Annotated in this window: 17 protein-coding genes; 5 read left to right on the plus strand and 12 right to left on the minus strand. The window is 41.3% G+C overall.

Translation table 11 applies throughout. The features are described from left to right. Positions 1-251: Clp protease/crotonase-like domain-containing protein (locus RT143_RS09075; protein ID WP_313092577.1), on the plus strand; the 251-nt coding region annotated here is incomplete at its 5' end. Positions 252-346: 95 nt separating this feature from the next. Here RT143_RS09075 and thrC read toward each other — a convergent pair. From thrC to fmt, 3 genes are all read right to left on the minus strand, one after another. Beyond that, the gene (gene thrC, locus RT143_RS09080; protein ID WP_313092578.1) at positions 347-1,762 is read right to left on the minus strand and encodes a threonine synthase; all 1,416 of its coding nucleotides are present in this window, start codon (positions 1,760-1,762) and stop codon (positions 347-349) included. A 67-nt stretch (positions 1,763-1,829) separates the two neighbouring features. Then, a complete protein-coding gene (gene rsmB / locus RT143_RS09085) occupies positions 1,830-3,182 on the minus strand; it encodes a 16S rRNA (cytosine(967)-C(5))-methyltransferase RsmB (protein ID WP_313092580.1) in 1,353 nt (450 codons plus the stop codon). A gap of 15 nt (positions 3,183-3,197) precedes the next feature. Continuing rightward, positions 3,198-4,214, minus strand: coding sequence for a methionyl-tRNA formyltransferase (gene fmt, locus RT143_RS09090; protein ID WP_313092582.1), 1,017 nt, complete (start codon positions 4,212-4,214; stop codon positions 3,198-3,200). A 136-nt stretch (positions 4,215-4,350) separates the two neighbouring features. Here fmt and RT143_RS09095 point away from each other — a divergent pair, with 136 nt between their 5' ends. After that, positions 4,351-7,173, plus strand: a complete 2,823-nt coding sequence (locus RT143_RS09095; RefSeq protein WP_313092583.1) for a response regulator — start codon at positions 4,351-4,353, stop codon at positions 7,171-7,173. A gap of 56 nt (positions 7,174-7,229) precedes the next feature. On the opposite strand, the gene RT143_RS09100 is transcribed toward RT143_RS09095, so the two are convergent. From RT143_RS09100 to rpmH, 9 genes are all read right to left on the minus strand, one after another. Then, a complete protein-coding gene (locus RT143_RS09100; protein ID WP_313092585.1) occupies positions 7,230-8,333 on the minus strand; it encodes a CAP domain-containing protein in 1,104 nt (367 codons plus the stop codon). Between the two features lie 238 nt (positions 8,334-8,571). Continuing rightward, complete coding sequence (locus RT143_RS09105) at positions 8,572-9,240, minus strand: riboflavin synthase (RefSeq protein WP_313092587.1); 669 nt, start codon at positions 9,238-9,240, stop codon at positions 8,572-8,574. A 466-nt stretch (positions 9,241-9,706) separates the two neighbouring features. Beyond that, positions 9,707-10,786 carry a bifunctional diaminohydroxyphosphoribosylaminopyrimidine deaminase/5-amino-6-(5-phosphoribosylamino)uracil reductase RibD gene (gene ribD / locus RT143_RS09110; protein ID WP_313092589.1) on the minus strand — a complete coding sequence of 360 codons (1,080 nt, stop codon included), beginning with the start codon at positions 10,784-10,786 and terminating at the stop codon, positions 9,707-9,709. Positions 10,787-10,794: 8 nt separating this feature from the next. Then, on the minus strand, positions 10,795-11,319 hold the full coding sequence (nrdR, locus tag RT143_RS09115; RefSeq protein ID WP_007116619.1) for a transcriptional regulator NrdR: 525 nt from the start codon (positions 11,317-11,319) through the stop codon (positions 10,795-10,797). A gap of 32 nt (positions 11,320-11,351) precedes the next feature. Beyond that, positions 11,352-12,743 (minus strand): tRNA uridine-5-carboxymethylaminomethyl(34) synthesis GTPase MnmE, encoded by a 1,392-nt coding sequence (gene mnmE / locus RT143_RS09120; protein WP_313092591.1) that lies wholly within the window; start codon positions 12,741-12,743, stop codon positions 11,352-11,354. Positions 12,744-12,893: 150 nt separating this feature from the next. After that, a complete protein-coding gene (gene yidC / locus RT143_RS09125) occupies positions 12,894-14,585 on the minus strand; it encodes a membrane protein insertase YidC (RefSeq protein WP_313092593.1) in 1,692 nt (563 codons plus the stop codon). A gap of 181 nt (positions 14,586-14,766) precedes the next feature. Beyond that, positions 14,767-15,066: a membrane protein insertion efficiency factor YidD gene (yidD, locus tag RT143_RS09130; RefSeq protein ID WP_313092595.1), complete on the minus strand. Its 300-nt coding sequence runs from the start codon at positions 15,064-15,066 to the stop codon at positions 14,767-14,769. A gap of 63 nt (positions 15,067-15,129) precedes the next feature. Beyond that, positions 15,130-15,567, minus strand: coding sequence for a ribonuclease P protein component (rnpA, locus tag RT143_RS09135; RefSeq protein WP_313092597.1), 438 nt, complete (start codon positions 15,565-15,567; stop codon positions 15,130-15,132). 238 nt (positions 15,568-15,805) lie between these two features. After that, positions 15,806-15,940: a 50S ribosomal protein L34 gene (gene rpmH / locus RT143_RS09140; RefSeq protein ID WP_050326012.1), complete on the minus strand. Its 135-nt coding sequence runs from the start codon at positions 15,938-15,940 to the stop codon at positions 15,806-15,808. Between the two features lie 501 nt (positions 15,941-16,441). On the opposite strand from rpmH, the gene dnaA reads away from it, so the two are divergent. The 3 genes from dnaA to recF all read left to right on the plus strand — a co-directional run bounded on the left by dnaA (position 16,442) and on the right by recF (position 20,286). Next, a complete protein-coding gene (dnaA, locus tag RT143_RS09145) occupies positions 16,442-17,782 on the plus strand; it encodes a chromosomal replication initiator protein DnaA (RefSeq protein ID WP_313092599.1) in 1,341 nt (446 codons plus the stop codon). A 103-nt stretch (positions 17,783-17,885) separates the two neighbouring features. Next, positions 17,886-19,061 carry a DNA polymerase III subunit beta gene (dnaN, locus tag RT143_RS09150; protein ID WP_313092601.1) on the plus strand — a complete coding sequence of 392 codons (1,176 nt, stop codon included), beginning with the start codon at positions 17,886-17,888 and terminating at the stop codon, positions 19,059-19,061. 52 nt (positions 19,062-19,113) lie between these two features. Next, positions 19,114-20,286, plus strand: a complete 1,173-nt coding sequence (gene recF, locus RT143_RS09155; protein ID WP_313092603.1) for a DNA replication/repair protein RecF — start codon at positions 19,114-19,116, stop codon at positions 20,284-20,286. Positions 20,287-20,379 lie beyond the last annotated feature (93 nt).

Here is a 20,379-nt window from a genome sequence, read left to right on the forward strand (position 1 = left end):
GCAAACAGGCAGTTGAATTGGGCTTAGCCAACCAAGCTTTTGCTAGTAGCGATGAAGTACTAAGCACGGCACGCCAAAAAGCAGAAATACTTGCCAAAAAATCGGTGCCATCGGTACGACAAACCAAAGACTTGATGCGTAATGCCACAGAAATCCTAGCGCGTATCCAACAAGAAAACATTCACTTTAGTAACCGTCTAAAGACAGATGAAGTCAAAGCGATACTGCGCAAATTTGTTCATAAACAGTAAAGCAAAAAAGAACAATAATGCAAAAAAGCCTTTTAACTAGCAAATTAAAAGGCTTTTATTTAATTCAATTTATTAGCCAATTTATTAGATAGCCATTATTTGGCTACCACAAACTGTTCAATTTGCGCCCGCACCAAATTTGCATCATTATCAAGCACAGTCACATACTGTGGTAAGCTTTCGATATTATCGGTATGCTTGGGGCGGGGAATGTCAAGTTGACCAACAGCTTCGGTGATGGTCTCGGCAAATTTGGCTGGCAAGGCGGTTTCAGCGCAGACAATGACTTCACCCTCTTTGCGTACTTCACGTGCCACTTTTATCCCATCAGCGGTGTGCGGGTCAATTAACTGATTGTCTTCGGCATACACTTGTTTGATCGTGGCTATACGGTCGGCATGCGTTGATTTACCCGATGCAAAGCCATATTTGCCATTAATGTTCGCCATCAAATCCGACATATCAAAGCCTTTACCTACGTTGACATCCTGCCAAAGTGTATTAATTGTTTCGCCATTTTTCTCGGCGAGTAGGTACACAAAACGCTCAAAATTTGACGCTTTTGAAATATCCATCGATGGACTTGATGTCACATAAGTCTTGTCAGCGGTACGGGGGCTATATTTACCGGTCGTGAAAAAGTCGTGCAGAACGTCGTTTTCATTGGTGGCAACGATTAAACGCTCGATGGGTAATCCCATTTCACGGGCAATATGTCCCGCGCAGATATTACCAAAGTTACCCGATGGCACGCAGAAACTGACCTTTTGGCTGTTGTCGGTGGTGCTGGCAAAATAACCTTTAAAATAGTAGACGATTTGCGCGAGGATACGACCCCAGTTAATGGAGTTGACAGTCCCAAGGCTGTATTTGGCTTTAAATTCGGCATCTTGCTGCAGGGCTTTTACGATGTCTTGGCAGTCATCGAACATACCTTTGATGGCGATGTTATGGATATTTTTGTCGTCTAGGCTATACATTTGTGCGCGCTGGAATTCACTCATTTTGCCATGTGGCGACATCATGAACACTTCGATATTGTCTTTGCCACGCAACGCATATTCAGCAGCTGAGCCTGTATCGCCTGATGTCGCACCGATGATGGTCAGACGCTCATTTTTTTTCTTTAACACATATTCAAAAGCATTGCCCAAAAATTGCATGGCGATGTCTTTAAATGCCAGTGTAGGACCGTTTGATAACTCGATGATTTTGATGCCATCTTTGAGTGTACGAACAGGGGTGATATCGGGATTGCCAAATGCTTGTACGGTGTAAGTTTTATCAATCAGTGTTTTTAAGTCGTCTTTTGGGATATCGGTGGCGAATAATTGCATGATTTCAAACGCAAGCTCAGGATAGCTTAAAGTGCGCCATTGGGTGAGGGTTACTTCATCAATTTGTGGGTATTCTTCAGGTAGCATTAAGCCGCCGTCTGGGGCAAGCCCCATCAGTAACACATCACTAAATTGCATAGGGGCCGTTTTGCCACGGGTGCTGATATAGTTCATTTTTTCTTCCATTTAATCAATTTGATGCAGTTTAGCATAAACCTAGCATTGCGATGAATGCCAATTTTTACCCACGTTTTTGCAGTAAGGCATAATAAAAGCCATCGCCATCGTTTTGATGAAGCGGCAAGCATTGATAACCGATGTCCTGTTTGATTTGGTTGGATAAATTAAGGCTAAAATCCACGATTTGCGCCGCTTTGTGTGTGGCTAAAAACGCTTGTAGTTGGTCTTCATTCTCTGCTTTTAACATCGAGCAAGTGATATAGAGTAGATAGCCGTTATCGGCTAAATTATGCCAACAGTTGGCTAAAATATTGGCTTGTAACGCGGCAGTTTGCTCTACATCTTGTTCGGTGCGTAGCAGTCCGATATCAGGATGGCGGCGAATCACACCCGTTGCGGTACAAGGTGCATCAAGCACTATCACATCAAATTGGGTATCGGCTTGAAACGTTGTAGCATCCTCACATACCAATTGTACATTTTCTTGCTTTAACTGCAAACGCTCAAGGTTTTGGCTCACCCGTTGTAAACGTTTTTTATCGTTGTCCAAAGCGATTACATGCGCAATATTTTGATGTTTCACGTGAAACGTTTTTGACTGCTCAAGCTCCAATAAATGCGCCAGTTTACCCCCGGGCGCAGTGCAAGCATCTAGTACCGTCAAAGATTTATCCAAGGCGAGGCTTGTCAAAATATGCGCTGATAACTGGGCATGTTTGTCTTGCACACTGACCCATCCTTCGGCAAATTTAGGCAAATCGGTGATTCTTATAGCGTCAGTGAGTTGAATGGTTTGCACCTCCTCAAAGCCAATTGACACTAGGGCGAAACCGATACCTTGTTGGGTTAATACATCGGCATAATCCTCTACATTGCAAAATTTGCGATTGACGCGTAAGAATATGGGCGCAGGTTGGCGAAGCGCTTGTCCAAGCTCGGCATAGTATTCACCCCAATCCTGTTTGAGCTGTTTGGCAAGCCAATTAGGTAGACTGTGATTTTTCTCAATTTTTTTGGCAAATTTGGCAGGGTTTTTTTGCACCTTTCGCAGTATGGCATTGATGAGTCCAGCACCGTAACCTTTATCCAGTTGTTTGACTGCTTCGACCGTTTCACCAATCGCCGCGTAATCTGGCGTGTCCATATACAGTAGTTGGTACAGTCCGATATTGAGAGCTGCCCATACGCCTTTGTCAGTGACTTCATGCTCAATCAAGCTTTCACCAATACGAGCGAGTGCCCACCATTGACGCAGTGTGCCAAGCAATAATTCATGGGCAAAGCCTTTGTCTTTTTCGCTCACTTGGTTGAGTAGTGGGTCAAGCAAGCTAGATAATGACTCGCCTTGTTGGATACGCTCGAGGGTGGCGACAACTTTGGCGCGAGTATTGAGCTGAGAATGTAATTGGGTCATGATGTGCCTAATTGGTTATGAGTGAAAAATATCACCATCGTTGAGTTTATCTCCATTGGCAATTTGCTCAGCGGTTAACGGCTTACCACCTGGCCACTGCATTTGGGTGATATTAATCAGATGTTGTGCCCCATGATGTTGGTGGTTGGTCGCGTTTTTGCCACAGGCGACCAAAATCGCGTTACGACCCACACTGACGATTTTACCTGCAGGTTCATGGGTTTGTTGGTCGAATTTAATGGGCGCTGCTTCTATTATTTTGATACGCTGATTGGGGTCTTTATGTTCATCAAGATAGGTAAAGGCATTTAACGCACGGATTTGACGTTGAATACTGATAGCATCATTTTGCCAGTTAATTTCACCCTCTGCTGTGGTAATTTTCTCGGCATAATTAGCCAAAGCGTCGTCTTGTTTTTCGGCTTTTTGTTGATAGTTTTCTAAATCAGACAGCACCGTCACAATGGCTTCACCGCCTAATTTGGCTAATTTATCATGCAATAGTTGGGTGGTATCTGTGTCAGTGATTGGGCACGCTACTTTATACAGCATATCGCCCGTATCGAGTCCCTGCGCCATTTGCATAATGGTAATACCTGTAGTGTCGTCACCTGCTAAAATCGCACGTTGAATGGGCGCTGCACCGCGCCAGCGTGGCAATAATGAGCCATGAATATTGATACAGCCAAATTTTGGGATATGTAGCACGCCAAGTGGTAAAATCAATCCATAAGCCGCCACTATCATCACGTCGGGTCGATATTTTTTGAGTGTTTCACGTGAAACATTGCCATCGGCTGATTTTAAGCTAAAACTTTCGGGTTGTTCCACAGCAATGTTATTTGCTAAGGCAAGTGCTTTCACGGGCGATGCGCTAATTTTTTGCCCACGACCAGATTTGCGGTCAGGTTGTGTATAGACTGCCACAATGTCAATATTAAGGGCTTTTTGGTGACCGATGAGTGCTTGTAAGGCGACTTTAGCAAATTCGGGCGTACCAGCAAATACGACCCTAAGCGGGGTTTGAGACATGATAAATTTCGTCTTAAATACAATAAATTTCTGCTATTATAATATGAATTGGCACAATACTTAAATCTAGCATTGTGATGATGGGTTTTTTTCTTTTACCTTCATTGACCGTTTTCTCTATTGGGTATATCACGCTGTGTCAAACCAGTTTTCTCTCTACAATCGCCCGGCAGCTCGGCGACTCATCGTAACCTTAGTGGCTATCGAACTGATACTGATAGTGGCAGGTTATGGGTTGCTAGGTTTTTATGCGTTGCAGCAGCAACAGCAGCTCGGTGAAAGTTGCCTCGTTGAGCTGGTTGATAAACTCAATCATAAAATTAGCCATCATGAGTACGATTGGAGCCAAGTCACTTTAGATCACCATGCGGCGATTAAAAATTATCAGTTGATTATCGTTGAGCCGACGGGTGCTACTACCGTTGTCAAAAACAACCATGACGATTTTTCTGTCCCCTTACCCAATTGGACGCTATCTAATAAACAAAGCAATAAAATGTTTTATGATATTCATGGCTTTGAAGTTTGGCAGAATCTGGCAGCGGGTTACCGCTTATACGTTAAAGTACAATATTTGCCACTTTGGCGTAATTTTGCCAACCCTATCTATTTGCTGCCACTGCTACTAGGGCTTTGCCTATTTTTATATGTGATGATTCAGCTACGAAAGAGTTACGAGGTTTGGTATAAATTTCTCGATTATGCCCAAAATTTGCAATTGCAAATTAGTGAAGGTTATCAGCCTGCCAAGCTTCATGAGTTTCGTAACCACCCTGAACCGCTGTATTTGGCTCAGCTATTTAACCGATATGCTTATAAGATGGGGCAATATTATGATAAGGTTCGCGAGTTAACCTATCGACAAAATATTTTGATTGATACTTCACCAATTTTGCTGTTTATCATGAGCAGAAATGGTCGGATTGTATACTTTAATCATAAATTTTCACAAGTGTTTTATACCCCGTTTCAACCGGGGTCGATGTATATTCTCAGTGACTTTATCACCGGTGCCAATAAAACCACGCAGCAGTTACTAAATTCGCTCGAGAATATTCAGACTTATGCGACCTTACCCGTGACCAATCTACAGCGAAATCTGTATTTTGATTTACGTATTACCCCGTATTATAACCGTTTTGGTCAATTACAAGGTTATAGCTGTGGCTTACAAGATACCACCGATTATCACGATAAGCTGCAAAAAGCGTGGGTCGAGGATAAATTTACTACTGATAAACTAACCAATTTTAATAAAATGTGGGCGGTAGTGGGGCATGAATTGCGTACTCCACTCAGTGGTCTAGTCGGCATGATAGATCTACTTGCTGAAGATAAAGCACAGTTTAATAGCGAGCAACAAGAAACCATCGCAACCCTACAACAATCTAGCTATACTATGATTCAACTGCTCAATGATATGCTTGATGTGGCCAAATTAGACGCAGGCAGGCTACAAACCAATGTCACGTCTATTGATCTCTTGCAGTTACTACGCCAAACCACTGGACTGATGGTTGGTAACGCCCGACGCCAAAAAATTAGTCTGTATATTTTTGTGGACCCATTTACCCCACGTTTTATTGATTGTGATGAGGGCAAATTACGCCAAATTATTTTAAACTTATTGACCAATGCGGTAAAATTTACCAAAGAGGGCTACGTGGCTATCACGGTTGATAAAACCGATAGCCGTCACCCATTAATCGCGGCTAAAACCAGCCAAAATATGACTGTCAGCAAAGATTGGTTAAAAATAACGGTAAAAGATACCGGTTTAGGTATTAGCGAAAAAGACCAACAAAAATTATTTTCCTACTTTGAACAAGCCAATGATTCCATTAGTCGGCAGTTTGGCGGTACAGGACTTGGTTTAGCTATTTCCAATAGTTTTTCACATTTATTGGGTGGCTTTATTCATTTAGAAAGTCAATTTGGTCAAGGCAGTGAATTCCAACTATTTTTACCGATTCCAAAGTTTAGTCTGCAACCTGTTTACCAACATAAAACCAGGAATTTAAGGGTAACACTCATTCTTATCTCGCCATTTTCTATCTTTGAGCGAGCGAATAAAGTTTTAAGTTATGTGGAATTATCGCACCATATCTTCACAACTATTGATGAAACCGTTATCAATACGATTAATAACCTTAACTTGCAAGGCTTGGTTCCTGTCTTTGTGATTGATGATGCAGCACTCAAAGCCAACAACCATTTATTAAATAATATTCATTTTTATAATGATGCGATTAAAATTATTTTAAGTATTGAATCACCTAAAACTCTGCCACCCGAGCTGCAATTACAATTTGATGGGTATTTGCAAAAACCTGCGTCTTTAAGCCTGTTGATTGCTGAGGTGAATCATCTATATGAGTTAAAAATCAAAAAAGAAAAAACCAATACCCATCTGCCCGTACAACTGGCCTTTAAGCAATTTTTGCAGCAGTACCCCAATCCCTCTAATTCTAGCGTTAGCGTAGCATCCGCAACGCCACCCGTTAATAATTCTAATCTGTTATTGGATGGACCAATTCAAGTGGTTGATGAGGGTCACACCAATCTTGAGAGCCCAAACGATGCGCATTCTTCTAGCCAAAAATTGATATTGATAGCAGAAGACAACCCGGTTAATCAAAAAATTGCCAAAAAGCATTTGGAAGCCTTGGGTTATCGCTATCTTGTAGCATCCGATGGCGAGCAAGCAGTTAAGTTACTCAGTGAAAATCGTCAGCAAATCGGACTTGTGTTGATGGACTGTCGCATGCCAATTCTAGATGGTATTGAAGCGACGCGTATTATTCGCCTCAATAAAGATAGTGTGCCGATTGTTGCCTTAACCGCCAACGATTCTGATGATGATAGGAATATCTGTTTAGAAGCGGGGATGGACAGTTTTTTGACCAAACCTATCAACAAGCAAAAACTCATCGAAGCCATCAATCATTACATGGTCTGAGACAATAAAAAAAGACCAGGTTAACTTGGTCTTTTTTTGTTTGAAGCAAAACGTTATTAGGGTCGAGTTTTAAAAGTAAATTGGTTGGTGGTTTTTTGTCCATCATTATAAACTAGTTGGTAACTGACTTGGTAGCCTGTATTGGGTTTAAGCGGTAAATCTGGGATGAAGATGACTTCATTTTTGTTTAATAGTTTATTGGGGTCAGAGAGGCTTGTGAGCGTATGTACCATGCCTACCGATGTACCATTTTGCGTTATTGTGGCTGTCGCCTCGGCAATAGTTTCATCAAAAGGTGCTAACACATATACAGGTTGACCAGTCGGCTGGTCTTTTAAATTTCGGGCTGTACCAAATGGATTTGGGGTTTCATCTGTGAGTTTATAGTCAGTAGTAACTCCATCACAAGGGAAATTCAAAAGCTTGGTATTTTCTATATATTTTTGGCTGGAAGGTAACGCAGATACGATTTCCAATAGACTCGTATGGTTAATTCCATTATTGGCGGTCCATTTGACTAATTGATAGCTTAATCCTACCTCAGTAAATTGCGGATAAACTAAACTGCGCAGGTGATAAGGGGCAGCAAATAAATTATATAACATGGCTTCGACTGTGGCAGTGTCATTTACCGTATAACTACTATCCTTAGTGGAGAAGTTTGATAACGAAATATTCTCACCTTCTGCTTGAGAAGCGTAATGAGTACTAACGGCATTTTTACCCAAGGTAGAGGGATTTAGTCTAATGGCTAAATCAATACCTGAATAATAGGAATTGGTAATCCCTGTATCTAATAAACCCGTTTCAGCTTGCTCTTCGTGACTTGCAAATGGCTGTTTATTTGTTTGAGTTACCGATGCCATATAGTTGGCATGATTCATTGCGGTAAGGTTAAGATTTTGATTGGCTGTTAGGCTACCAAAACCACACTGACTACGATTTTCATTCAATAACTTCATCGCAGCCAATTCTACTGCACTATTTGTAGGAGGAGATGTAGGTGTAGGAATAGGGGTTGGCGAAGTAGGTGATGACGGGGTTGATGAACTACCACTGTTACCGCTTTCCCCGCCGCCACCACAAGCGGTTAATGAAGTCGCTAACAGTGTTAACATGATAGCACGGTTAAAAAAATTATTTGATAGTAGCGTGTCCATTTTAAACTCCCTTTAACCTTAACCTCATGTTTCAATAGGTGTCATTACAGATTGACTTGATTGAGTTATTGTCACACTTTTTTTGAGAAAAAAGAAGTTCAATTTTGCACTATATTCAAAAATTTTCGTCAATTGCTGACCTTTGTAGGCACTACAGTAAGGCATCCTGTTTACCGCCAAAACCACCAGATTTAACGATTTTTGTTCAGCTAAAGGTTTAGTAGGGATATTATCGGTGTTATTTGCTAAATCCATTTTGTTGTAGGAAATTTAAAGTAATGCCTTCATGGTTAGAATTTGACATGTTGTCGGGTGTTGATACAAGAAGCTTTTCTAAATATCTGGCTACCACATCCACCTCGATGTTGACTTTTGTTGCCACTTTCCAATGCCTGCCTATATTGGTGACCTGCGCTGTATGCGGGATGATATTTAAACTAACCACATTACCTTCTACCAAATTACTGGTCAGGCTAATACCATCGACCGTTACAGAACCCTTGGTAGCGACATATTTGGTAAACTCGCTTGGAATCTCAATCTCTATGTAAATCGAGCGCGAATCATTTTTTATCAGTTTAACCGTACCCGTGGTATCAACATGACCGGTGACAATGTGTCCGCCAAATCGTGTGGTAGGCAACATGGCTTTTTCAAGGTTTACTACATCGCCAACTTGCCATTGTTGCATCGCTGTTTTATTGAGTGTTTCACGTGAAACATCGACGGCGTACCAGTCTTTACCTTGTTCTACAACAGTGAGACAAATCCCGTTACTTGCAATCGAGTCGCCCAATTTGACATCAGCAAAGTCCAAATAGTCAGATTGAACTTTTAAGCGTACATCACCCCGTGTTGGCGTAATCGCAACGATTTTTCCAGTGGCTTCAATAATACCTGTGAACATTGTTTATCCTAGTTATTTATGACATTAATGCATTTTAATGTACTTTTACCACTATCACAAATATAAAATATTATTTAGAATAATTAAATTATAATCAGCGATAAACTCTAATTCAAATCGAACATAAAGCGTTCAAAAAATTAAAATGATAGAGGTAGCTTTTGGTGGATAACTTACCCTCATAGACTACTTATGACCTTATTTCTCTAGTTATCCACTGGTCTTAATTGTGATAGATTACGGGTGTTTTGTGCTATGTTTCATGTGAAACACCGCTTATAGTCTAGTATTGCAGTAAAACATAGCTTTAATGACTGTTTCATGTGAAACACTTATCCACAAAGAAAATCTACTTTTAACGCTTTCATTAAATTTAGCTAACAATGTGGATAAGTTTTAAAAAGCGAAAAATATAATAATTTAACTATTTATTTTCAGCGAGATTTATCCAACCCATTATGTGTATTTACTTATCAAAACGAAAGGTTAATTTGATATCAGTCGCCATTGTTTCATGTGAAACTAACGAAGCGATAATTTGCTGGTGGATATGCTGTGCATTAAAGTTAATCATGGGCTTAGCACTGTTACCCAAAAAGCATGGCGCTTGGTACACGACTAATTCATCCACTAGACCTTGTTGTAAGAAACTAGCAGCGACCGTCGCACCTGCTTCAACTAGCACATCGTTAATTTGGTAATTGTCTTTTAAAGTGTTGAGTAGTGTGGTTAAACTCATAGTTGCGTCTTGGATAAGCAAAACGGGACGATGGATGATTTGACTTTGGTACCATGCATCCGTCATTTGGATGCGTTGACGACGGTCAAGCACTACCAATAACGGCTGGGGCATATCGTCTAAATTTACCCCTAATTGCTGACTACGGATATTTAGCGCAGGATGGTCTTGCAGAATGGTTTCGCTACCCGTGATAATCGCCCCTGCCTGCGCTCGTAAACGCTGTACATCCTCGCGTGATTGGTCGCTGGTTATCCATTTTGACTCACCATTTGCCATCGCGGTGCGTCCATCCAGACTTGTCGCTATCTTTAAGCGCACAAAAGGCAAGCCGCCACGCATGACCTTAAAAAAGCCTTCATTTAATTGATAAGCCGCTTGCTCACAAATACCGGTAATGACTTCGATACCTGCCTGCTGCAGTTTGGCAATACCACCACCATCAACTTTAGGATTAGGATCGACAACAGCAATCACCACACGGCTAATACCCGCTTGGATTAGCGCATCAGCACAGGGCGGGGTACGTCCATGATGGCTACAAGGCTCAAGGGTGACATATGCTGTTGCCCCTTGCAATTGCTTGGCATCATGCTCATACGCTTGTCGAAGGGCAAACACTTCGGCGTGGGGTTGTCCTGCTTGATAGTGAAAACCTTCGCCAATGATTTGATTATCTTTGACAATGACGCAGCCGACACTAGGATTGGGACGGGTGGTGAAACGTCCTTTTTTAGCCAGCTCAATAGCGCGTGACATGTAGTATTGGTGCTGATAGCGCTCAGCAGGGGATAAAGTTGCCGTCATAATAAAACTTAGGATTGTAGATGTTTGAGCTTGTGTGGGTGAGTCAAATCTTCGATACGTTGATTGATTTCTTGTTTGTTGGTGTCCGTGGTGAGGTTTGACACCATGTGTTTAAACGCTTCAATATCTTGAAAATCTCGATACACGCTAGCAAATCGAACGTAGGCGACATCATCAATTTGGCTCAACTCTTTCATGACGATTTCACCTAAAATTTTACTTGGCACCTCACGTTCACCGAGCTGCCTGAGCTGTTTTTCAATCCGGCTAATCATAGCTTCAATGTTGTCAGTCGATATTGGACGTTTTTGTAATGGTAGCTGCACTGAGCGACGCAGTTTTTGCCCATCATAGGGCTCAATACGACCATTGGATTTGATGATACGAGGCATGACCGCTTCGATAATTTCAAAGGTGGTAAATCGCTCTTGGCACGCGGCACACTGACGACGACGTCGTACTTGCGCACCTTCTGCCGCGAGTCTTGAATCAATGACTTTAGTATCTTCAGCATTACAAAATGGACAGTGCATGCGATTTCCTAGCTAAGTTTAAACCTATTACGTTATTTACCAATACAAAAACTGCCAAAAATCTTGCCCAATAAATCATCGGCGGTAAATTCACCGGTGATTTCGTTGAGGCTAATCTGTGCTTGGCGTAGGCTTTCCGCCACCAATTCACCGGCATGAAATAAATGCAGTTGCTCATCGGCTTCATGCAGCGCCATTTGGGTACGGCGCAGCGCATCAAGATGGCGTGTTCGTGCAATCAAGCTGTTTTCAGGGGGATGAAAACCGACTTTATCACAGATTTGATTGACCAATTCCTCAAGCCCGGTATCATATTTACAAGACACATAGACGGGGTGGTAAATCTGCTCTTGTGATTGAAATTGCTTGGGCAAATTTTGGTGATTGTCGGATAAATCAATTTTGTTGGCAATCATTAATATCGAATTGGCATTAGGTAAACTACCAAATAATTCGGTCGCCAATCGTAACGGCTCATGCTCACGGTGCGCATCATACACCATAAGCAGTAAATCAGCTTGGGTGATGGCTTGTCGTGCTCGCTCAATGCCCGCCTGTTCCACAATATCATCGGTTTGGCGCAGCCCAGCAGTATCGGTCAAATTCAGCGTTAGCCCGTTTAACACAATGGTTTCTTGTAGGATGTCGCGCGTTGTTCCTGCAATATCGGTCACAATGGCACGCTCTTGCCCTGCTAAGCGATTGAGCAAGCTAGATTTTCCCGCATTGGGTCGCCCGGCAATCACAACTGAGACACCATCTCGCAGCAGCTGCCCTTGTTTGGCAGTGGCTAACACAGTGTTTAGTTGTTCACAAACTTGGCGTAATTGTTTGGCGATATGTTCATCTGCCAAAAAATCAACCCCTTCTTCATCTGGGAAATCAATAGCGGCTTCAACATACAGCCGTAGCTGAATTAACTGCTCAAGCAGCGCATTAATTTTTTGTGAAAACTCACCGGTCAATGAGCGCATGGCACTTTTTGCGGCAGCCACACTGGTGGCATCAATGGCATCAGCAATCGCTTCTGCTTGTACCAAATCAAGCTTATCATTATCAAAAGCCCGTGCCGAAAACTCGCCCGCTACCGCTTGATTTGCACCCAATTCAAACACACGGGTCAAAAGCTGCTGCTGCAAAATCATGCCACCGTGACCTTGCAACTCAATCACATCTTCACCGGTAAAAGAATGGGGGGCAGGGAAATATAACACCAATCCCTCATCAATCACCGTATCATCACTATCATAAAATCGGCAAAAATGGGCAAATCGCGGTTTGAAAGCTTGACGACCGGTTAACGCCAAGGCAATTTGGTAACTGTTTGGACCTGATAAGCGTATCACACCAACCCCGCCACGACCGATTGGTGTTGCAATGGCGGCAATCGTTGAAGTAAGCGCTGTTTGAGAGTTATTTAACATAATTTTTTACAATCTAACATTTTGGGTAGTCGGCATTGACTTAATGCTGATATTTTAACATCCGCTCACTGATTACAACATGATTATTTTTTGCCAAAAAAACCCTTTAAACAACGGTTTAAAGGGCGGTTAACTTACTGATTGATGAATTTAGACTACGTTGCGTGCTGCCTCTTTTGCTGCTTGCTCACGCTCAACTTTTTTATTGATAAAGTATTGCTGCGCCATACTAAACAAGTTGTTGACTGTCCAATAAAGCACTAGACCCGCTGGGAAAAATAGCATAAACACGGTGAAAATAATCGGCATAAATTTCATCACACGGGCTTGCATAGGATCTTGCGGCTGTGGGTTTAGCATCTGCTGGAAAAACATCGCCGCGCCCATAATCAGTGGCAAGATAAACAATGGATCCATAGATGATAAGTCACGAATCCAACCAACCCAAGGGGCATGGCGTAATTGGACCGATTCGACCAGTACCCAATACAACGCCAGGAAAATCGGCATTTGCAGCAATACCGGTAAACAACCTGCCATCGGGTTGACTTTTTCTTCTTTGTAGATGCGCATCATCTCTTGTGACATACGCATACGGTCATCACCATATTCTTCTTTTAAGGCTTGCAACCTTGGGGCAACTGCGCGCATTTTTGCCATCGAGTGATAGCTTTTATTGGCAATTGGCATCAATGCGATTTTAACCAATAAAGTGAGTACAATAATTGACCAACCCCAGTTGCCCAATACTTTATGCACATTATCCAAAATCCAAAATAGCACTTTTGAAATCGGCCATAAAATACCGTAATCAACAGTTTTATCTAACCCCTCTGCCAAAGGTTTTAAGTTGGTTTGAATTTTTGGACCGGCATACAAGGCAGACGTTAATGTCACTTGTTTGTTGGGAGCAACTGACACAGGGTTACTAGTAAACCCGATGATGTGATCTTTGCCAGCTTCACGGCTATAAAAATTTGCTGTGTAATCCTTTGGCATCCAAGCGGTGACAAAATAATGCTGTACCATACCAATCCAGCCTTTATCACTGCTGGCTTTTAACCCATCATTAAAATTACCAAACTTGAGTTTATTGTAAGGCTGATCTGGTGTGCCCCATGCGCCCCCTAGGTAAGTCGATAGGCTAATTGCGCCTTTGTCACCTTTACCTGGGTCTTCGCTATTATCACGTTTTAACTGCGCATACATTTGTCCTTGCCAAGGCTGCGTACCGTTATTGGTGATGTTATAGCTAACGTTGATAGGATATTGACCTTTGGTAAACTTATACGATTTGATGATAGTTACACCATCTTTTTGATAAGTTAAAGGAACGACCAATTCGGCTTGATTGGGCTGCATGACAAATTGGTTGCTAGGCGCGGTAAAAGTCGCACGACCATTGCTATTATCAATACCATTGGCGCCAATCAACCCTGACTGAGCCACATATACGCGATTACTATCTTCTTGAAGGAGTACAAATGGCTGTTTGCTATCTAATGTTTGAGTCTGCTCTCGAAGCGCGGCGTACACCACATCGCCACCGACTGGATTAATACGAATATCGTATTTATCCGTCATCACACTAATGAGCTGTGCGCCCGTTTGCTGGGTAGTAGCAGCTGGGGTTGACGTGGTTGCTGTTGCGGTTGGAACATCGCCCGTTGGCGTACTTGAAGTCCCCGCCACTGGCACATCATTGCTACTGACCGCTGTGGTTGTTGGGGTTATCGCCACGGGTTTATTTACATTGGTATAATCATCCCGCCATGCCAGAATCAGCAAATAACCCGTAATTAACATTGCGATAATAATCAATGTCCGTAAAATTTTTTGCATATATAGCTATCCTATCTAATGATATTGCTTGAAATCACTAGTTGCTAATAAAGGAAAAACAATTAAAAAATAGAAGACATTCTACTAAAAAAAAGTTAAAAAAGATATTCCATAAATAGTTGACTCAATTACGCTATTTGAGACTCGCAACAAGTTTTTATAATTTAATTAGCCACATCAATTAATGATAGTGATAAGCATATACCAAAAAGTAAGACGGCAATGTGTCAATATAATGATAACGGTAGCGATATAATGGCTTAGGGACAAAATCAATGCCATGCCCACCCCAAGGATGACAACGTGCGATACGCTTGGCTGTTAATAATCCACCCTGGTACCCGCCATGTAATTTTACCGCCTCTAAACCATAACTAGAACACGTTGGATAAAAGCGGCAACGAGGTGCCAACCAGGGACTAATCAAACGCTGATAAAATATAATCATCAACAGCAAAAATTTTGCTAATAATTTATCCATGGATTAAACCCAGATTTTTTATCACCTTCATTTGAGTAAAGATATTACGAACTGCCGCTAAAATTAATTCCGCTTCAACTTTCCAATCTTATCATTGATTAAGTTAAAGCCCATCGCTAATTGCTGGACAATTGCTTGATTTTGCATATCATCGGAAAACTGCTTGATAGTTAATAAAATATCAACTTGGGCATTTAGCTGGTGCTGATGTAACCGAAAATACTCTCGCGTTAATCGCTTAATACGATTTCGTTCATGGGCACGTTTGACTTTCTTTTTAGTAATCGCAAGACCCAACCGATTTACTAATGTTTGTTTTTGGGTATCGGCTAAAACCACTTTGACGAATAACAACAGATTAGGCTGATGAATTTTAAAAACGACAACATGCTGTGACTGATCTTCACCAGTTTTGGTATGACGACCCGACATCGCTTTAAAATCTTTGGGCGTTAGCAACCGCTGTGATTTATCAAATTTAAAAGGTTTGTCTGCAGTCATGAGGATAAGTCCAAATCAATACCAAGGCACCATTAAAAGCTATCAAAAAGAAGCTAGCAAGATTTGATGGATAGGGTAAAAACAGGCTGAAATAATAGAGTAGGGGAGTACGCTAAGCGTAGGTCACGAACGGACTTCTAGGATAACAATAAAAAAAGCGATATAAGAAGTATATCGCTTTTTACTATAACCTGTTTTAATGTCAACATTATCATTAAATCAAGTTAAGAAATAGACATTACACCGTTAAACGATGACGGCCTTTAGCGCGACGACGAGCTAAAACTTGACGGCCATTCTTAGTAGCCATACGAGCACGGAAACCGTGAGTACGTTTACGTTTGATTACGCTTGGTTGGAAAGTGCGTTTCATGCGATTCACCTTGGCTAAATTTACGTGATATTTAACCGATAGCGGTTAAAATACAAAATTTCAAAACAGTTAATCTAGTATTATCCTTAATTTTAACCAATAGGTCAAGGATAACTAAGACTATTGGTTAATTTCTTTCTTTAAATCACAGACACAATCAATTATTTTGTTTATTTAAAATAACATTTTTGTATAACAAATACCATTCAATAAAAAGTTATCCACAAAAAATTATTTTATTATTATATATTTAATAAGTATTATTTATTATTATTAAGCAGGTCTATTTCTGTGGATATTTAAATAAAAATCATAAAAAACAAATATTTGCAATGTTGATAAGTATGTATATAAACCGTTGATAGCTTGTTAGTAATTTCCTGTTTTTACTTATCAACAATTATATCCACATTGTTATCCACAATAATTTTATTTGTAAAATCGCTGTTTTATGATACATTACACCAATTTTGAAGATGCTTGGATTAGGAAAGCAAAGTTATGGCTGATGCATTATGGCTTAAGTGCGTTGACGAATTAAAATATCAAGTACCTGATAATATTTTTACCATGTGGATTCGCCCATTATCCGCCTCGATGCATAATAACACGATGGTTGTCAATGTACCTAACCAGTACTTTGCCAGTTATGTTGAAAAAAATCATTTAAGTCAAATTCAAACGATTTTACAACAGCTTGAGCCAACCTTATCGATTCAGGTGCAAATTCAAATTGATAAGGGTAACGCAATCACCGACGCTGTTAGTACACAAGAGTTTGGTGAGAAAAAAGTGACACTGGTAAAAACTGAGCAGCAACGCTCCTTTCAGTATATCGATCCGCATTTTACGTTTGACCAGTTCGTAACCGCAAAATCCAATCAAATTGCTTATAGTATTTGCCGAGAGACTGCCAACAACTTGGGTCAATCTAAAAATAATCCGCTGTTTATTTATGGTGCGACAGGTTTGGGAAAAACCCATTTGATGCAAGCAATTGCCCATGAGATTTTAAAGCAAGGCAAAAGTTTTTATTACTTTACGTCCGATAAGTTTGTCAACCAGCTGGTGCATTCATTAAGAACACAAAAAATCGATGAGTTCAAAGATAAAATTAAAAAAGCCGATTTGTTGATTATTGATGATATTCATGTGATTGCCGGCAAGCAAAAAAGTAGCGAGCAGTTTTTGCTATTGCTCAATGACTTTATGAGCAAAAATAAACAGGTGATTTTGGCATCCGATAAACACCCGAGTGCCCTCACTGATTTTGACGAGCGTTTAAAGTCACGTCTAGCTTGGGGGGTGGCCGTGGCGTTAGAGCCGCCAGAGCTAGAAACCCGTATTCAAATTTTGCAAAAAAAATCCAAGGCGCAAGAGGTGATGTTACCAAAAGAGTGCGCTATTTTTATCGCTCAGCATATCATCGCCAATGTGCGAGAATTGGAAGGCGCGCTCAACAAAGTTCTAGCTATTTCTCGTTTGCTCAATCAGCCTATCCATCTAGAGTTGGTACAAATGGCGTTAAAAGATTTGATTGCCATGCGTGTACAAGCGGTCAGTATGGATAATATTCGTAAAGTTGTTGCTGAGTTTTATGATATCTCAGTCAAAGACTTAATGGGTAAAAAGCGTTTACGTCATATCGCTCGTCCGCGGCAAGTGGCTATGAGTTTAGCACGTGAACTAACCAACAACAGCTTTACAGAAATTGGTCAATCATTTGGCGGTCGCGACCATACCACGGTGATGCACGCCTGTGAGAAAGTTCAAGAACTTTGTGTCAGCGATCTGATGTTTGATAAGGATTATCGCTCATTAAAATTAATGTTACAGACCTAGTATTTTGTTAACTCGATTAAAAAGATTTTTAGTCAATTACCCCGTATAATAGATTGTAATTTTTCCATTTGTTAAACCATTCATTTTGATTTGAGGCGGTGCCATGCAATTAGTAATCTCTCGCGATTTGTTACTACAAGCGATTAATTTAATTTCAAAAGCCGCTGACAAACGCCATAACATGGTGATTTTGGGAAATATGAAATTGGCGTTAACCGACTCTCAATTGGTGATGGTAGCGTCAGATTTGGAGCTTGAATTACAAGCCACCCTTAATTTGCCAGCATCGGCGTGCAAACAACCAGGTGAAATCACCGTTCCTGCCAACAAATTCAAAGATATCGTAAAATTATTGCCCGACGGTTTACCGGTCTCTATCACTGTCGCTAACGACAATCAGTGTTTAATTGTCTGCGGTAGTAGTCGTTTTAAACTCAGCACCTTGCCTGCCCAAGACTTTCCCCTATTGGGTGAGCCCGAGCAAGTCACGCCTATCCAATTGGGCCGTGAAGACCTAGTCGATTTGCTCGATAAAACGCATTTTGCGATGGCGGTGCAAGATGTGCGTTATTATCTTACCGGTATGCTGTTTGAAGTCAAAGAGCGGCAATTGGCAACGGTATCAACCGATGGTCACCGCTTGGCATTGGCTCGTACGGTGATAGCGTGTGATGATAGTGTGGCTCTTGCTGCAATTTTACCAAGAAAAGCCGTACTTGAATTACAGCGTTTGTTAGCAGAGCTTAAACGCATGCTACCGAATCAAGACAATAAAATAACACTCAATGTCGGTCGTGAATTTTTACAAGTCTTACTACCCTTTGGGGAAGTCGATAGCACAGGTCAGCTAAAAAATGCCATCATGGTGGCTTTTACCGCACGCCTGATTGATGGTAAGTTTCCCGATTATCGCCGCGTCATGCCGTCGTCAACCAACAAACTTGCCCGTATCAGCCAAGAGCAGCTGGCGAACGTGCTTCGCCGCGTGGCTATTTTGAGTAACGAGAAATCGCGTGGCGTGATTTTTGATTTTTCAGGTGATAACAATTTGATGGTACGTGCTAGTAATGCTGAGCAAGATGAAGCCAGTGAGCAGCTTGAGGTTAAATATCAAGGTGAGCCATTAGAGATATCATTCAATGTGGCTTATTTACTAGATGTGCTGAATGTACTGCAAGGCGAAATTGACTTTAATATGAGCCAAGCCAATGCTTCGGTATTGGTACAACAAGTCAATGACAGCAAACACGAATTTGTGGTTATGCCAATGCGTATTTAGTCAGCGGGCATATTTTTTTCAATTTAGTGATGAGTAGTTAAGTAGATAAATCATGCAAATTATTGAATTAGCTATTCATCATTTTCGCAATCTTCACACGATTGAATTACAACCTACCAGTTGTAATGTGTTCTTGGGTCAAAATGGCAGCGGAAAAACATCGCTATTAGAAAGCATCTATTTATTATCGCGCGGCAAAAGTTTTCGCCATCATCAACCGAGACATTATATTGAGCATGGTTTTAGCGATACGACGGTTTTTGCTAGGCTCAATCATGAGCAAACGGTCGCTATTGCCAAATCCCAAGACGCTACCACGCAATTGCGACTCAATGGGCAGTCGCTTGTCACCCAAAGCCCACTTGCGCAGCTGCTACCCACACTATTACTCGAGCCTGTGAGCCTTGCACAGCTAGAGGAAGGTAGTCAAGCAAGGCGTGAAATGTTAGATTGGCTAGGGTTTCACGTGGAACCATCATTTCATCCCAATTGGCTGTCTTATCAGCGTCTACTAAAACAGCGCAATAGCTTATTAAAGCAAAATGTTGGCAACGCCCCATTAACTAGCCTGCAACAGCAAGAACTGTCAGCTTGGGACTATCAGCTAAGCCAACATGCAGAAAAAATTCACCAAGCAAGGGCCCACATCATTGAACAATGGCAGCCCCATTTTTTGGCGCAAGTGCAAAAATTTTTACCCCAGTATGCTGAAAAATTACGATTGCGTTATACACCGGGGTTTGATACTGAAGCTGGCTTAGCCATTACCTTAGCCAATCGTTTAGCGTCTGACATTGAGCTTGGCTATACGCGTATGGGATGCCATCGGGCTGATATCAATATTGTGCTAGATTTAGTGCATACCGATGCAGCAGGGCATAAGCACAAGCAGACATTGCTTGCCACCGATATGCTGTCACGGGGTGAAAAAAAACTATTAGTTATGGCGCTTCGCTTATCGCAGTTGCCGTTACTTAACCAGGTCGATAAAGTACCTTTGGTATTGGTGGACGATATCACAGCAGAATTGGATAATGACGCACTTATGCTGTTATTAACTGGCTTAAAACAAGTGAATTCACAGCTGTTTGTCACCAGTCTTACCCAAGATATCGTAGAGAGTATTCAAAAGATTTGGCAGGATAATATAAAACTGTTTCACGTGGAACAGGGAAGCGTTAGACAATTATCACTTGAAGCAAAAGCTATTCAAAACGACCTATAAAAACCAATAACATTTTTAGGTGACTAAGGTTAGATGATTAAGTATTTTTTCAAACTGATGTAACTTAAACTCCCTCTTTTCTAGCCCAGCTAA

The organism is Moraxella sp. CTOTU48268 (assembly GCF_032069585.1).
GTDB lineage: Bacteria > Pseudomonadota > Gammaproteobacteria > Pseudomonadales > Moraxellaceae > Faucicola > Faucicola cinerea.

Excerpts from the sequence above, each read along its gene's own strand:
- yidC (WP_313092593.1), bottom strand. The coding sequence starts at position 14,585 with ATGCAAAAAATTTTACGGACATTGATTATTATCGCAATGTTAATTACG.
- rnpA (WP_313092597.1), bottom strand. The coding sequence starts at position 15,567 with ATGACTGCAGACAAACCTTTTAAATTTGATAAATCACAGCGGTTGCTA.
- yidD (WP_313092595.1), bottom strand. The coding sequence starts at position 15,066 with ATGGATAAATTATTAGCAAAATTTTTGCTGTTGATGATTATATTTTAT.
- fmt (WP_313092582.1), bottom strand. The coding sequence starts at position 4,214 with ATGTCTCAAACCCCGCTTAGGGTCGTATTTGCTGGTACGCCCGAATTT.
- RT143_RS09105 (WP_313092587.1), bottom strand. The coding sequence starts at position 9,240 with ATGTTCACAGGTATTATTGAAGCCACTGGAAAAATCGTTGCGATTACG.
- dnaN (WP_313092601.1), top strand. The coding sequence starts at position 17,886 with ATGCAATTAGTAATCTCTCGCGATTTGTTACTACAAGCGATTAATTTA.
- rpmH (WP_050326012.1), bottom strand. The coding sequence starts at position 15,940 with ATGAAACGCACTTTCCAACCAAGCGTAATCAAACGTAAACGTACTCAC.
- rsmB (WP_313092580.1), bottom strand. The coding sequence starts at position 3,182 with ATGACCCAATTACATTCTCAGCTCAATACTCGCGCCAAAGTTGTCGCC.
- nrdR (WP_007116619.1), bottom strand. The coding sequence starts at position 11,319 with ATGCACTGTCCATTTTGTAATGCTGAAGATACTAAAGTCATTGATTCA.
- dnaA (WP_313092599.1), top strand. The coding sequence starts at position 16,442 with ATGGCTGATGCATTATGGCTTAAGTGCGTTGACGAATTAAAATATCAA.
- ribD (WP_313092589.1), bottom strand. The coding sequence starts at position 10,786 with ATGACGGCAACTTTATCCCCTGCTGAGCGCTATCAGCACCAATACTAC.
- thrC (WP_313092578.1), bottom strand. The coding sequence starts at position 1,762 with ATGAACTATATCAGCACCCGTGGCAAAACGGCCCCTATGCAATTTAGT.
- recF (WP_313092603.1), top strand. The coding sequence starts at position 19,114 with ATGCAAATTATTGAATTAGCTATTCATCATTTTCGCAATCTTCACACG.
- RT143_RS09100 (WP_313092585.1), bottom strand. The coding sequence starts at position 8,333 with ATGGACACGCTACTATCAAATAATTTTTTTAACCGTGCTATCATGTTA.
- mnmE (WP_313092591.1), bottom strand. The coding sequence starts at position 12,743 with ATGTTAAATAACTCTCAAACAGCGCTTACTTCAACGATTGCCGCCATT.